Genomic DNA, 14,879 nt, shown 5'->3' with positions numbered 1-14,879 from the left:
TTCGCGCAGTGGTTTTTCATTTATACCCTTCGCCGGCCATGAACCGTTTTCTGCCGGTTCTGTCTCTAACTTGCTGATTTAAAAATGGCAAAACGCGTGCCATTTTCCTAAATTAAATTATCCAATTGAATTTAAATTGACCTATATCAATTTTGGTATGACCAAATCACCACGCGTGATATCCTCCGTCTCAGATACCGATTTAACTTAAGCAACCCTATGTAATATAAGGATAATATTTTTACTCTTATATAACAATTGGTTCACATTTGAGGGGGTCATTTTGACATCACCAGTGAAAAAAATTGTGATTATCGGCGGTGGCGCCGGCGGTCTGGAACTGGCAACCAGTCTGGGCCATAAACTTGGCCGCAACAAAAAAGCGGAGATCATTCTGGTCGATCGCAACCACAGCCATCTATGGAAACCTTTATTACATGAAGTGGCGACCGGCAGTCTGGATGATGGCGTCGATGCGCTGAGCTATCTGGCTCATGCCCGTAACCATGGTTTCACTTTCCAGATCGGTTCACTGACCGACATTGACCGCGAAAACCAGACCATCAAACTGGCTGAAATTTGCGACGAGAACGGCGAATTACTGGTGCCGGTGCGTGATATCGCGTACGACACACTGGTGATGGCGCTGGGCAGCACCTCTAATGACTTTGGTACACCGGGCGTCAAAGATCACTGCATCTTCCTGGATAACCCGCATCAGGCACACCGTTTCCATAACGAAATGCTGAACCTTTTCCTCAAATTCTCTGCCAGTTCCGATAAACAGAAGAAGGTGAATATCACCATTGTGGGGGGTGGGGCAACCGGCGTTGAATTGTCTGCCGAGTTGCACAATGCGGTAAAAGAACTGCACAGCTATGGTTTTGAAGGGCTGGACAGCGAAGCGCTGAATGTCACGCTGGTGGAAGCCGGTGAACGCATTCTGCCTGCCTTACCTCCGCGTATTTCTGCGGCGGCGCACCATGAGCTGACCAAACTGGGTGTGCAGGTTCTGACACAAACGATGGTCACCAGTGCTGATAAAAATGGCCTGAACACCAAGTCCGGCGAGTTCATCGAAGCAGACCTGATGGTCTGGGCCGCCGGGATTAAAGCCCCTGATTTCATGAAAGAGATCGCGGGCCTGGAAACCAACCGGATTAATCAGCTGGTGGTTGAGCCGACGTTGCAAACCACGCGTGACCCGAACATCTACGCGATTGGCGACTGTGCTTCCTGCCCGCAACCTGCGGGGGGTTTTGTGCCACCACGTGCGCAATCTGCACACCAGATGGCGTCCCGTTGCTTCGCCAATATTATGGCGCAGCGCAAGGGGCAGGGCCTGAAACCTTACGTCTATAAAGACCATGGCTCGCTGGTGTCTTTGTCACGCTTTAGCACTGTCGGCAGCCTGATGGGTAATCTGATGCGAGGCTCCATGATGGTCGAAGGCCGACTGGCGAGGCTGGTTTATATCTCGCTGTACCGCATGCACCAGATTGCGTTGCACGGTTACATTAAAACCGGTCTGATGATGCTGGTCGGTGGTATTAACCGGGTAATCCGCCCGCGTCTTAAACTGCACTGATTCCGGTCATCCCTCTTAGGGATAGCAGCAAAATCGTGACACACCTAAAAAGCCTGTTTACCGCAGGCTTTTCTATTTGCTGCGTAATCATTTCTCAACACGCATACGATCACGACCTCTTTATGTTGTCAGCTAAGAATCCTCCGAAACACTTCACGGGACAGGTCATTTTCCTCACTTACAGAGTTCGTCTTATTGTTTGCTTACGTTTGGGTGGGCAGACTTGACGATAAGTTTACAGACGGCGATTCACGCACGCCGGACCTCAGATATAGGGCTGTTCGCTGAGGAGCGTCCCGGGAGGGTACGAATTGCGTGGTAACATTTTCGGAGGAAGTCCTGTGAACAAGTCAATGTTAGCTGGGGTCGGTATTGGTGTGGCTGCGGCGTTGGGCATTGCTGGCGTCGCGAGCATGAACGTCTTTTCGTCTGGCCCGCAATATGCGCAGGTTGTCAGCGCAACGCCAATCAAAGAGACCACAAAAACCCCACGTCAGGAATGTCGTAATGTGACAGTCACTCACCGCCGTCCTGTACAGGATGAGCACCAGATTGCCGGTTCCGTACTCGGGGCTGTAGCCGGTGGCGTATTGGGTCACCAGTTTGGTGGCGGTCGCGGACGTGATGTTGCGACAGTAGCCGGTGCACTGGGTGGTGGCTATGCGGGTAACCGTGTGCAGAGCAGCATGCAGGATAATGACACCTACACCACGCAACAGCAGCGCTGTAAAACCGTGTATGACAAAGAAGATAAAATGCTCGGCTATGATGTGACCTATAAAATAGGCGATCAGCAAGGGAAAGTGCGTATGGACCACGATCCGGGCACACAAATTCCGCTGGATAAAAGCGGTCAGCTGCAACTTACCCGTTCATAAACACGCGGTAGCGGTGAGAAATGAAAGCCTGAGGCGAACCTCAGGCTTTTTTTATACCGCTTACAGACCATTTTTGTGTTTGACGATATCCGCCATGACCGCCAGTGCAATTTCCGCAGGGGTCTTGCTGCCGATGTGTAATCCTACCGGCGCATGCAGGCGGGAAAAATCTTCCTCACTGAAATCAGCGATGCTTTGCAGACGCTCACGGCGTCGTGCGCTGTTGAGCTGCGACCCCATCGCGCCGATGTAAAACGCGGGTGTATTCACCGCTTCCATCAGCGTCAGGTCATCCATTCGCGGATCGTGGGTCAGCGCCACAATCGCAGTATTCGCATGGCAGTTTTGCTGTTCGAGATATTTTGCCGGGAACTGTCTTTCCAGCCGGATATCTGATTTCAGTCTCGGTAAGAAATTTTCCAGCACGTCGTCCCGGCATTCGCAGACCACGACTTCAAAGCCCAGGGCGCAGGCAAAATCGGCGCAGTAAAGTGCCACACCCGACAGACCGGCGATCAATAACCTTGGGGGTGCTGCCAGATGCAGCGTGATGCAATTGCCGTCGCGCATGATTTGCGTCGCATGATAATACTCAGCGGGTGCCAGATGATCACAGGCGGCAGGCGGCGTGATGGATTTGCTGAGCGCATAATGCCCGGCAAGCGCCATTCCCATACGTTGCAGATAACCGGCATTACCGGCAGTCGCCGGTAAATATTCGACCAGCACGTCCAGCGAACCGCCGCACGGCAACGCAATGTCGGGCGTCAGTCCTCCTTCGCCATAGTGCACGATCTGGCTCGGTTGCCGGTATTCACCCGCGGCAATACGCTGTAAAAAATCCTCTTCGACACAACCGCCGGAAAGCGATCCGCAAAAATGCCCGTCGCGTGTCGCCGCCATCAGAGCGCCCGGCGCGCGCGGAGACGAACCGTACGTGTTGAGCACGGTGCAAAGCCATACTGGCTGATGTGCCAGCCATGTTATGGCCTGGGAAATAACTTCATTATCAAGATGCTGCATGCTGATTTAGGTTTGAAATAAACAGGGGCGGGGAAAGTTGCGCCGGAATATCAATATCTGTGATTACGGCAGGATGGTTGAAATCCAGGCGCAACATACGATGGCTGCGGAGCAGTTCACGTGCGCCGTTGTCACCGCGTAAGAGCCGAAGTTTTTCACGCATTGGCTGGGCAAAACCGACAGGATGCCCCGGTTCATTTTGCCAGTACGGGCGTACGATCATCTCCTGGCGCAGGCGATCCGCCACGGCGGTGAAAACTTCAGCGGTGACAAAAGGCATATCGGCCAGATGGATCAGCCAGCCGTCCCAGCCCGCCGTAGCATGCACACCCGCGGCTATGGATTCTCCGGTGCCGGCGCTGCTGATGAGCGTGAACGGTATTCCCTCACGCAAACAACATGCCTGAACCGGCCGGTTTTCAGGGCGGGTGATCACATGTACCGGCAACCGGCTCGCGCACGCCTGACGCAACGTTGCCTCAAAAACAGTGACAACGTTTCCTGCTGTCTTTTGCAGGCGTGCATTCAGTTTATTTCCTTCACCACCGGCGGCGATAAACCGGCTCCCCGTACCCGCGGCGAGAAGAATAATACCTGCCATTTTGCATGACTTCCTCTTGTTCATTTTCAGATCAGATGTTCTGTAAACTCACCCAGCATGTCACCGACAAACTTCAGCCGTTTCGGACGATCAGTCAGATCTAACATAAATTTCAGTTTTGCCGGGCCGTCCAGACGATAAACTTGCGGTTGTTTCTGTAACAGACCAATCAGGAAGCCCGGATCGACACGGTTCTTATCGCCAAACTCAATGAATCCGCCGCGCTCATTACCTTCAATGCGCCGGATGCCCAGCTCTTTGGCTTTCAGGCGCAGTACGGCAATCTGCAACAGATTGCGCGCACCGTCCGGCAAGGTGCCGAAACGGTCAATCAGCTCAACGCGCAGTTCATCCAGCTCTCCCTCTGTTTTCGCACTGGCGATACGTTTATATAACGACAGGCGCGTATTCACATCAGGAATGAAATCTTCCGGCAGCAACGCAGGCATGCGCATTTCAACTTCGGTCTGGCTGGTGGTTAAATCCTCCAGCGACGGCTCGCGGCCTTCTTTCAACGCGTCGACAGCGTTTTCCAGCAACTCCATGTACAGCGAGAAACCGATGCTGGTCATCTGGCCACTCTGGCCTTCACCGAGCAGTTCGCCTGCACCGCGGATTTCAAGGTCGTGCGTCGCCAGCGCAAAACCGGCACCCAGGTCTTCCAGCGAGGCAATGGCTTCCAGACGCTTATGTGCGTCCGTCGACATCGCTTTCGGCGGCGGCGTCAGCAGATATGCATACGCCTGATGGTGTGAGCGGCCCACACGACCCCGCAGCTGATGCAGCTGTGCCAGACCAAAGTGGTCTGCACGCTCAATAATAATAGTATTGGCGGTCGGGATATCAATACCGGTTTCGATGATAGTGGTACACACCAGGACGTTGAAACGTTGATGGTGGAAATCATTCATCACACGTTCGAGGTCGCGTTCACGCATCTGGCCGTGACCGATAGCAATGCGAGCTTCCGGGACCAGTTCCGCCAGCCGCTGCGAGGCTTTTTCGATATTCTCCACATCGTTGTAAAGATAATAAACCTGCCCGCCGCGCAGAATTTCACGCAGGATTGCCTCGCGCACCACCAGGCTGTCGTATTCGCGCACAAAGGTTTTGACCGCCATACGTCGCGCAGGCGGCGTGGCGATAATCGACAAGTCGCGCATGCCACTCATTGCCATGTTCAGCGTACGCGGGATAGGCGTTGCGGTCAGGGTCAGAATATCCACGTCGGCACGCATCGCCTTGATGCGCTCTTTATGACGCACGCCGAAACGGTGTTCTTCATCAACAATTAACAACCCCAGATCTTTCCAGCGCAGGTCACTTTGCAGCAGTTTGTGCGTACCGATAATAATATCGACTTTGCCTTCTACTGCGTCTTCCAGCACCGCATTTTGCTCTTTCGCACTGCGGAAACGGGACATCATTTCAATACGCACCGGCCAGCTGGCGAAACGATCGCGGAAATTATCAAAGTGCTGTTGTGCCAGCAGCGTGGTGGGTACCAGAACAGCCACCTGCTTATTGTTGGATACCGCAAGGAAAGCCGCGCGCATCGCCACTTCTGTTTTACCGAAACCGACGTCGCCGCAGACCAGCCGGTCCATCGCCAGCGGCTGGGTCATGTCAGTCAGTACAGCATTAATGGCCTGTGCCTGATCCGGTGTGGTTTCAAACGGGAAAGCCTGACAGAACAACTGATACTGTTCTTTGTCGTGTTTAAATGCGAAACCACTTTTGGCTTCGCGCTGGGCATAGATATCCAGCAGTTCAGCGGCGACGTCGCGCACTTTCTCTGCCGCTTTCTGCCGCGCTTTCGACCAGGCTTCACCACCGAGTTTATGCAGCGGCGCGCTCTCATCTGCGCCACCGGCATAGCGGCTGATGAGATGCAGCGATGACACTGGTACATAAAGTTTGTCTTCACCGGCGTAGGTCAGGATCAGGTATTCGGCAGTAATACCGCCAGTTTCCAGGGTCGTCAGCCCGAGATAACGCCCCACGCCATGCTCAACGTGTACCACCGGTTGGCCGGGTCGCAGCTCGGCGAGGTTACGGATCAGTGTATCGGTATTGATTGACCGGCGGCTGTCCTGACGGCGGCGCGCCACGCGTTCACCGAGCAAATCGCTTTCGCAGATCAGTGCCAGCTGTTTACCGGCATCGAGAAAACCGCGTTCAGAGGCACCAATCATGATGTAACGACCGGCGGTTTCGGCTTGTTCAATGCGGGTGATCAGCGTTGGCATCAGTTTGATGCGCGCCAGCAAATCCTGAAGCGTTTCGCGGCGGCCTTCGCTTTCTACGGAGAATACCAGGCTGCCGGCAAAGGATTCATTGAAGCGCCGCAAATTATCCATTGGCGCTTTGTTCTGGGGCTGAACGGATAAATCGGGCAGTTTTTCGTAACTCAGATTGGTGTTGGCAGCTTTTTTCGGCAGTGAATCAGTACGTAACTGAATACGTGGCCAGGCTTTAAGCTCGGTATAAAGCGACTCCACGCGCAGCCACAGGTTTTCCGGTTCAAGCAGCGGACGCATCGGATCAACGCGGCGGCTTTCGTAACGCTGGCAGGCGTCCAGCCAGAAGCGCTCGGCAGAGGCTTCCAGATCGCCGGTATTCAGCACCAGTGTGTTTTCCGGTAAATAGCTAAACAGTGTGGTCAGCGGCTGGCTGAAAAACAACGGTTGCCAGTATTCGATGCCGGCAGGAAAGGTTCCTTTGCTGACCTGCTGATAAACGTGTTCTGCATCGCGGCGCACTTCAAATTTCTCGCGCCACTGGCTGCGGAACAACTCGATGGCATTTTTATCGGTTGGAAATTCGTGGGCAGGCAGCAGATTGATGTGTTCGACTTCAGTCAGCGTGCGCTGACTGTCCACATCAAAAATGCGCAGACTGTCGATTTCATCGTCAAAGAAATCAATACGGTAGGGTTCTTCGCTACCCATCGGATACAAATCAAGCAGGGCGCCACGGGTCGCAAATTCACCGTGTTCCATCACCTGATCCACACTGCGATAACCGGCCTGTTCCAGCTGTGCACGCAGTTTATCCCGCGAGAGCTGCTGACCTTTCTTCATCACCAGTGCGTGGCCGTGCAGGAATTCGTGCGGGCAGACTCGTTGCATCAGCGTATTCACCGGCAAAATAATGATGCCGCGCTTCATAGCTGGAAGCTGATACAAACTGGAAAGACGGGAAGAAATAATTTCCTGATGTGGTGAAAAACTGTCGTAAGGCAGCGTTTCCCAGTCCGCAATACTCAGGACTTTGTTATCAGTAAACTGTTGAATTTCATCGCGCAGGCGCAGGGCATTTTGCATATCAGGGGCAATCAGCAGAACCGGGCCTGTATGGCGTTCACTGATTTGTGCACATTCCAGCGCACAGGCGGAGCCCGTAAGCTGGCCTAACAGGCGGGTGTCGCCCGGACGTTCAGGCAACGAATAACGATAATCTTGAGACATAGGCTGTTTTGAGTTCTCGTTTTGGCGGCTGTCGGAGGCCAATTAGCAGACCGTATCTTGCTTTGCAGAAGTAATCGCGGTCAACCCGTTGACGGTATAAAAGGGTCAACGGCGTCACAAAGTTAAACCGATTACTTTGGGTTAATGGTTCCATAAAGCGGTGCTAGCCTTTATTATCCTTGATCACTTTAGTCTGCGCCACGCACTTATTTGCGGCCAAGCATTTAAAACGGATGTTATGTATCAACCTGTCGCGTTATTTATCGGTCTGCGCTACATGCGCGGACGTGCTTCGGACCGCTTCGGGCGGTTTGTCTCCTGGTTATCCACTATTGGCATTACCCTCGGGGTGATGGCGTTAGTGACCGTGCTGTCAGTGATGAACGGTTTTGAGAAAGATCTGGAAGGTAACATTCTGGGTCTGATGCCACAGGCGTTAATCACCACGCCGGGAGGGTCTCTCGACCCTCAAAAAATCACGCATGAACAAGTCTCGGCGCTGAAAAGCGTTAATAGCGCTGTGCCACTGACCACCGGTGATGTCGTGCTGCAAAGTCCCGGCAGCGTCGCGGTGGGGGTAATGCTCGGTGTGGATCCTGACCAGAAAGATCCGCTGGCAAAATACTTAATTGGGGTTGCCCAGCAGGAACTTCAACCCGGTAAATACAACGTGATTCTTGGCGATCAACTGGCGCAGCAGTTAAAAGTGCGTCGCGGCGATCAGTTACGTCTGATGGTCACCAGCGTCAGCCAGTTTACACCGGTCGGTCGCGTCCCGAGCCAGCGCTTGTTCAATGTTATCGGCACCTTCTCCGCCAACAGCGAAGTGGATGGTTACCAGATGCTGGTCAATATTCAGGATGCCTCCCGGCTGATGTTGTACCCGAAAGGTAACGTGACCGGCTGGCGTTTGTTCCTCGACAAACCACTGGATGTCGACAGTCTGAGTACGCAAAAACTGCCTGACGGTGCCAGCTGGAAAGACTGGCGGGAACGTCGCGGCGAATTGTTCCAGGCGGTGCGCATGGAGAAAAATATGATGGGGCTACTGCTGAGCCTGATCGTCGCCGTCGCTGCGTTTAACATTATTACGTCACTGGGACTGCTGGTGATGGAGAAACAAGCCGAAGTGGCCATTTTGCAAACGCAGGGCTTAAGCCGCCGCCAGATTATGGCGCTGTTTATGGTGCAGGGTGCCAGTGCAGGTGTGATTGGCGCATTGCTTGGGGCCGTGCTGGGTGTGGTGCTTGCCACTCAGCTGAATACGATTATGCCCGCTATCGGGCTGATGCTTGATGGCGCATCGCTGCCGGTCGATATCGAACCGGTTCAGGTAGTGGTCATTGCGCTCGTCGCGATGGTCATCGCCTTATTATCTACGCTTTATCCTTCCTGGCGCGCTGCTGCCACCCATCCCGCAGAGGCTTTACGTTATGAGTAATTCTTTATTATTGCAGTGTGAAAACCTCTGTAAGACTTATCAGGAAGGCAAAATGCACACCGATGTGCTGCGTGACGTAAGTTTTGCCATGCAGCCAGGTGAGATGATGGCGATTGTCGGGACGTCCGGTTCCGGCAAAAGTACGTTACTGCATTTGCTGGGCGGGCTGGATTCCCCGACGTCCGGTGAAGTGATTTTCAAAGGTCAGTCGCTGAACGGCATGTCTTCATCGGCGAAATCAGAATTGCGCAACCGTGAACTGGGCTTCATCTATCAGTTCCACCATTTGCTGCCGGATTTCACCGCGCTGGAAAACGTGGCGATGCCACTGCTGATCGGCAAAAAGAAACCCGCAGAAGTTCAGGAGCGGGCGATGGCGATGCTCGAAGCGGTGGGTTTGCAACATCGCAGCAATCACCGTCCTTCCGAGCTTTCCGGCGGTGAACGCCAGCGCGTGGCGATTGCCCGTGCACTGGTAAATAATCCGTCGCTGGTGTTGGCCGATGAACCCACCGGTAACCTTGATCAGCGTAATGCCGACAGCATTTTCGAACTGCTCGGCGAACTGAATATGCGTCAGGGAACAGCATTTCTGGTGGTGACGCATGATCTGCAACTTGCAAACCGCCTGACGCGTCAGCTGGAAATGCGTGACGGCAAGCTGCAACAGGATTCGATGTTGCTGGGAGCGAAGTAATGTCAGGCATTCCGTTTTCATTATTGATTGGTCTGCGGTTTAGCCGTGGCCGCCGTCGCAGCGGCATGGTGTCGCTGATTTCGGTGATTTCAACCTTAGGCATTGCGCTGGGTGTGGCAGTGCTGATCGTCGGCCTCAGTGCCATGAATGGTTTTGAACGTGAACTGAAAGAACGTGTCCTGGCGGTCGTGCCGCACGGCGAGATCCGCCCGGTCAATCAGCCGTTCAACAACTGGCAGGATGTGCTGGATCGTGTGGAGAAAGTGCCGGGAATAGTGGCGGCAGCGCCCTATATCCAGTTCAACGGCCTGATTGAGCACGGAGCCAAACTGCGTGCCATTCAGCTGAAAGGCGTTGACCCACAGAGTGAACCGCGCGTCAGTGCTGCGCCGAAATTTGTGCAGAATAATGCCTGGCAGAGTTTTAAAGCCGGTCAGCAGCAGCTGATCCTTGGCAAAGGCGTGGCGGATGCCGTGGGCGTGAAACAGGGCGACTGGGTGACGGTGATGATCCCGAACAGCGACCCGGAGATGAAGCTGTTACAGCCAAAACGTATTCGCCTGCAGGTAGCTGGTATTTTGCAGCTCAGCGGACAACTTGATCACAGCCTTGGCATGGTGCCTCTGGCCGATGCCCAGCAATATCAGGATATGGGCAGCAGCGTGACCGGTATTGATATCAAAGTGAACGATGTCTTTGCCGCCCAGAAACTGGTGCATGATGCCGGGAAAGTGACGCAGGCTTACGTTTATATCAGCAGCTGGATCGGGACGTATGGCTATATGTACCGGGACATCCAGATGGTGCGCGCTATCATGTATATGGCGATGGTGCTGGTGATTGGCGTTGCCTGTTTTAATATCGTCTCGACGCTGGTGATGGCAGTAAAAGATAAAAGCAGTGATATCGCAATTTTACGCACTTTGGGTGCAAAAGACGGCCTTATCCGCGCGGTCTTCATCTGGTACGGTTTACTGGCAGGCCTGGTGGGCAGCGTGGCGGGGGTGGTGATCGGCGTGATCGCAGCTTTCCAGCTGACGAATATCGTCAATGCGTTGCAAAAACTGACCGGTCATCAGTTCCTGTCGGGCGATATTTACTTCATTGACTTCCTGCCTTCTGAAGTTCACTGGCTGGATGTGGCGGGTGTACTGCTCACTGCGCTGGTACTGAGTCTGCTGGCAAGCTGGTATCCGGCACGCCGTGCAAGTCGTATCGATCCTGCCCGCGTACTCAGTGGCGGCCAGTAATCTATTTAAACGAAGTTTTAATCAGACACAGAGAGTAAGGAGCATTTCATGCGCACACGTCATCGTCTGTGTCGGTTTCGCAAAAATAAGCGTATTCGCCATCAGCGATTCCGGTCAAATATCTTCCACCGGGATTCGATGGCGGCTGCATCGCTGAAGAAACCGTTTGTTGTGGTGCTGACCGGCGCAGGGATTTCCGCCGAATCGGGCATTCGTACTTTCCGCGCTGCCGACGGGTTGTGGGAAGAACACCGTGTCGAGGATGTGGCGACGCCGGAAGGTTATCGCCGTGATCCTGAACTTGTGCAGCGTTTTTATAATGAGCGCCGCCGCCAGTTGCAGGCTGAAGATCTCAAACCTAACGCCGCACATTCCGCGCTGGCCACGCTGGAAGAAGCACTCGGCGACAACTTCCTGCTGGTCACACAAAATATCGATAACCTGCACGAACGCGCGGGCAGTTCACGTGTTATTCACATGCACGGTGAATTACTGAAAGTGCGTTGTACACAGTCAGGGCAGGTGCTGGACTGGCCAGGCGACCTGACTGTGGATGACCGCTGCCATTGCTGTCAGTTTCCGGCACAGCTGCGCCCGCACATTGTCTGGTTTGGGGAAATGCCTTTTGGTATGGACGAAATTTACGATGCACTGGCTAAGGCCGATTTCTTTGTCGCTATCGGTACGTCAGGCCACGTTTATCCGGCTGCCGGATTTGTTCATGAGGCGCGCATTGGCGGGGCCTGTGCTGTTGAGCTGAATCTTGAGCCGAGTCAGGTTGAAAGTGAATTTGATATGAAGCACTACGGACTGGCGAGCCAGATCGTCCCGGAATTTGTCCATAAGTTCCTGACTAAGAAAGACCAGGCCTGGTGAACACCAGGCTTTTTTTACTGTTCCCGCCAAAAAATTGCGCCTGCCCCAAAGACATATCTCGTTAAACTTGGTGAAAAATGACCTGACGCAATATTCAGGGTTTTCATGCTGCGCATAATAAAACCCAGCCGCCAGAGGATATCCCAATGAATAAGTTGCTTGATCGTTTTCTTCATTATGTTTCTTTCGATACTCAGTCTAAGCCCAATGTTAAGCACACGCCCAGTACTGAAGGGCAACTCAGGCTGGCCCAGGCCTTGCGTAATGAGCTGACTGAACTGGGTTTTTCGCAGGTTACGCTCAGTGATAAAGGTTGTGTAATGGCCACCTTGCCGGGCAATGTCGCCTGGAATGTGCCGGTAATCGGTTTTATTTCCCATCTGGATACCGCACCTGATTTCACAGCGAAACATGTCAATCCACAGATTGTAGAAAATTACCGTGGCGGAGATATCGCGCTGGGTAATGGCGATGAAATATTATCGCCGGTGATGTTCCCGGTATTACACCAGCTTCTCGGCCATACGATTATTACTACGGATGGCAAAACGTTGCTGGGGTCTGATGATAAATCCGGTATTGCTGAAATTATTACCGCGATGGTCCGCCTGAAAAACAGCAATATTCCCCACGGGCCGGTACGCATTGCCTTTACGCCGGATGAAGAAATCGGCAAAGGTGCGCAGAGTTTTGATATTTCGGCCTTTGGCGCGCAGTGGGCTTACACCGTCGATGGTGGTGGCGTGGGCGAACTGGAGTTTGAAAACTTTAACGCGGCCTCGGCCACTATTAAAATTGTCGGCAACAACGTACACCCGGGCAGCGCCAAAGGGGTGATGGTAAATGCATTATCACTGGCAACCCGTTTTCACAACGAACTGCCGGTGGAAGAAACACCTGAACATACTGAAGGTTACGAGGGTTTTTATCACCTGACGACCATCAAGGGCAATGTTGAACGCGCAGAAATGCATTACATCATCCGTGACTTTGACAAGACGCAGTTCGAAGCCCGTAAGCAAAAAATTATCGATATCGCACATGTGGTCGGCAAAGGCCTGCACCGCGACTGCTATATTGAAGTGACGCTCGACGATCACTATTACAATATGCGCGACAAAGTGGCCGGGCATCCGCACATTATTGCGCTGGCGCAGCAGGCGATGAAAGATTGCGATATTGAGCCAGTCATGAAGCCAATCCGCGGCGGCACTGATGGCGCCCAACTTTCTTTCCGCGGTTTGCCTTGTCCGAATATTTTTACCGGCGGATATAACTTCCACGGTAAACATGAATTTGTTACGCTCGAAGGGATGGAAAAAGCCGTCTCGGTGATTATGCGTATTGCGGAACTGACGGCGAATAAATCTCAATAAGTTCAGGTCAGCCTTTGAGTTATAAATTTTAACAATATAAGGCTGTTTATCTTTTCTTGATTATCCCCTCTGGTTTCCTTGTCATTATGGCGAAATATAAATTATCTAAATATATTTTGAGATTGCATGTCTAATTTGTATTTTTTTCTCATATCCCATGCCTGTAAGATACGCTTTTTATTTTTAAGGATTTAAAGCAATGGACGCAACGGATATAAGAGAATTACGAGATTTTGTGAAAATACGCACCTTCACACCAGAAACAAGCTCACGATATAGTGCCTGGGTATTAATCTGGTATCCGCATGCAGGGAGTGCAGGTCATGCGTCAATGTTTATTGGTGATATTTTAGAAACCAGCCTTTATGTCAGTTGGTGGCCAGAGGCAGGAGACGCTAAAAAAGTCTTGTTCGGTAAATTTCCTTCCAGAATAAGCGCTCATGGAAATGCCGATTTAACCACTTACCGATCTGATGCCTATGCTGAAGGCGGGCTCCCGATGTGATTTACGGATTAATGAATCTGAATGAGCACATGATGAAAATGGCCTGGTATGACATTTGCCATAAACAAGGGGGATCCTCATTTCGTACTGTGGGGAAGAATTGTGCCGATATAGTTGGTCGGGTTATTAATGCAGGGCTGGTCGGTTCATCGTTACGTGCAAAGGCCTTTGACTACATGCAGGGAGGGTTTTTACCCTGTACGCCTAAGCGCATAGGGATAGCTTGTAATTATCTTAGAGATAAAAATATGGCTGTAAAAATAAGTTTGCATGCCAAGTCACTGAACCTTAATCCTTTAAAATTCATTTTTCGGCTTAGATGAACTGACCAGGCATTATTTTAATCGTTCAATTCCGTGTAAAACCATCTGGCTTCCATCTGCCTCGTTACCTTGTGTGGTGATGATACATCTGTCAGGCATCTTCACCGCACGGAACGAAAGTTGGAGGGTAAAAATGCTGCGATTTTTATCCACCATCAAAATATCGTTATTTCTGAGAATGATATTTGTAATATTTGCCTGAGCAATGAGTCTGATCATGCCATTGCTGGAGATATAGAAACGTGTATCGGTTTTATTTCTGTCCAGAGAAACCATGGCGATTTTCCATTTAGTGCTATCACTGGCCTTCCAGTCGTCGACGGCACCAAAAAAATCCGGGAAAATGCCCTGATGTAAGAAAGAGGAAAGTGAACCAATATGCTCCTGAATCCATTCGTTTTGCGGTTCAAGGATCTGAGCTGAGAAGTTTAATTTTGATTTAATCTCATTGCCGGGTACCGATATTTTTTTATTATTAATATAATAATGCATACGGGAAATATCAGCCAGCATACTGGGGTTCATTACTGATTTTCCAAACTTACTTATATCCCTGGCAATGTTTCCGTTGATGGTATTGAAGAGTTTATGCGTGATTTCAGGAGATATGTTAAGCGTCAGGTTGCAATCAGTGTGTTGTAATGGGTGTGTGGTGATTTTATTTCCGGAAAAATGTGATGGGATAGGATGAACTTTATTTTTCTCGAAAAATTTTGTAAAAAACATGGTTTGCCTTTCATCATTATAGGGGAATAGAGGGTCTGTAAAGGCAGTATAAAATTAAAAGTAACCTGTGACTATTACCAACTCCTTATTCATCGGTTAAACTATATTAATATGGAAATGTTAAC

The 14,879-nt window shown here is 51.6% G+C and carries 12 protein-coding genes; 8 read left to right on the top strand and 4 right to left on the bottom strand.

The features are described from left to right. Window positions 1-283 precede the first annotated feature (283 nt). Window positions 284-1,588, top strand: coding sequence for an NAD(P)/FAD-dependent oxidoreductase (locus ACOZIO_RS21335; RefSeq protein ID WP_129951820.1), 1,305 nt, complete (start codon window positions 284-286; stop codon window positions 1,586-1,588). 341 nt (window positions 1,589-1,929) lie between these two features. Further along, window positions 1,930-2,466: a glycine zipper 2TM domain-containing protein gene (locus ACOZIO_RS21330; protein ID WP_129951819.1), complete on the top strand. Its 537-nt coding sequence runs from the start codon at window positions 1,930-1,932 to the stop codon at window positions 2,464-2,466. Between the two features lie 60 nt (window positions 2,467-2,526). On the opposite strand, the gene ACOZIO_RS21325 is transcribed toward ACOZIO_RS21330, so the two are convergent. From ACOZIO_RS21325 to mfd, 3 genes are read right to left on the bottom strand one after another with little or no spacing between them, the layout of a single operon-like run. Continuing rightward, window positions 2,527-3,489, bottom strand: coding sequence for an XdhC family protein (locus ACOZIO_RS21325; RefSeq protein WP_129951818.1), 963 nt, complete (start codon window positions 3,487-3,489; stop codon window positions 2,527-2,529). Beyond that, a complete protein-coding gene (locus ACOZIO_RS21320) occupies window positions 3,476-4,090 on the bottom strand; it encodes a nucleotidyltransferase family protein (protein ID WP_129990511.1) in 615 nt (204 codons plus the stop codon). The genes ACOZIO_RS21325 and ACOZIO_RS21320 overlap by 14 nt, the downstream gene beginning before the upstream one ends. Window positions 4,091-4,116: 26 nt before the next feature. Next, entirely contained in the window at window positions 4,117-7,560 is a 3,444-nt protein-coding gene (gene mfd, locus ACOZIO_RS21315; protein WP_421595701.1) for a transcription-repair coupling factor, read from the bottom strand. 238 nt (window positions 7,561-7,798) lie between these two features. On the opposite strand from mfd, the gene lolC reads away from it, so the two are divergent. From lolC to ACOZIO_RS21285, 6 genes are all read left to right on the top strand, one after another. Beyond that, window positions 7,799-9,001, top strand: coding sequence for a lipoprotein-releasing ABC transporter permease subunit LolC (gene lolC / locus ACOZIO_RS21310; protein ID WP_129951815.1), 1,203 nt, complete (start codon window positions 7,799-7,801; stop codon window positions 8,999-9,001). Beyond that, window positions 8,994-9,698, top strand: a complete 705-nt coding sequence (gene lolD / locus ACOZIO_RS21305) for a lipoprotein-releasing ABC transporter ATP-binding protein LolD (RefSeq protein WP_129951814.1) — start codon at window positions 8,994-8,996, stop codon at window positions 9,696-9,698. Before lolC ends, lolD begins: the two co-directional genes overlap by 8 nt. Further along, the gene (lolE, locus tag ACOZIO_RS21300; RefSeq protein WP_129951813.1) at window positions 9,698-10,948 is read left to right on the top strand and encodes a lipoprotein-releasing ABC transporter permease subunit LolE; all 1,251 of its coding nucleotides are present in this window, start codon (window positions 9,698-9,700) and stop codon (window positions 10,946-10,948) included. Before lolD ends, lolE begins: the two co-directional genes overlap by 1 nt. A gap of 48 nt (window positions 10,949-10,996) precedes the next feature. Then, window positions 10,997-11,824, top strand: coding sequence for a Sir2 family NAD+-dependent deacetylase (cobB, locus tag ACOZIO_RS21295; protein ID WP_421595700.1), 828 nt, complete (start codon window positions 10,997-10,999; stop codon window positions 11,822-11,824). Between the two features lie 146 nt (window positions 11,825-11,970). After that, window positions 11,971-13,200: a peptidase T gene (gene pepT, locus ACOZIO_RS21290; RefSeq protein ID WP_129951811.1), complete on the top strand. Its 1,230-nt coding sequence runs from the start codon at window positions 11,971-11,973 to the stop codon at window positions 13,198-13,200. Window positions 13,201-13,399: 199 nt separating this feature from the next. Continuing rightward, window positions 13,400-13,705 (top strand): hypothetical protein, encoded by a 306-nt coding sequence (locus ACOZIO_RS21285; protein WP_421595699.1) that lies wholly within the window; start codon window positions 13,400-13,402, stop codon window positions 13,703-13,705. Between the two features lie 335 nt (window positions 13,706-14,040). Here the strand turns inward: ACOZIO_RS21285 and ACOZIO_RS21280 are convergent, their stop codons facing one another. After that, window positions 14,041-14,754: a hypothetical protein gene (locus tag ACOZIO_RS21280; protein WP_129990507.1), complete on the bottom strand. Its 714-nt coding sequence runs from the start codon at window positions 14,752-14,754 to the stop codon at window positions 14,041-14,043. Window positions 14,755-14,879: the final 125 nt, after the last annotated feature.

The sequence above is a fragment of the Rahnella sp. PD4 genome (genome assembly GCF_049199325.1).
GTDB lineage: Bacteria > Pseudomonadota > Gammaproteobacteria > Enterobacterales > Enterobacteriaceae > Rahnella > Rahnella perminowiae.
This window is presented reverse-complemented; position numbering and strand designations above follow the sequence as displayed.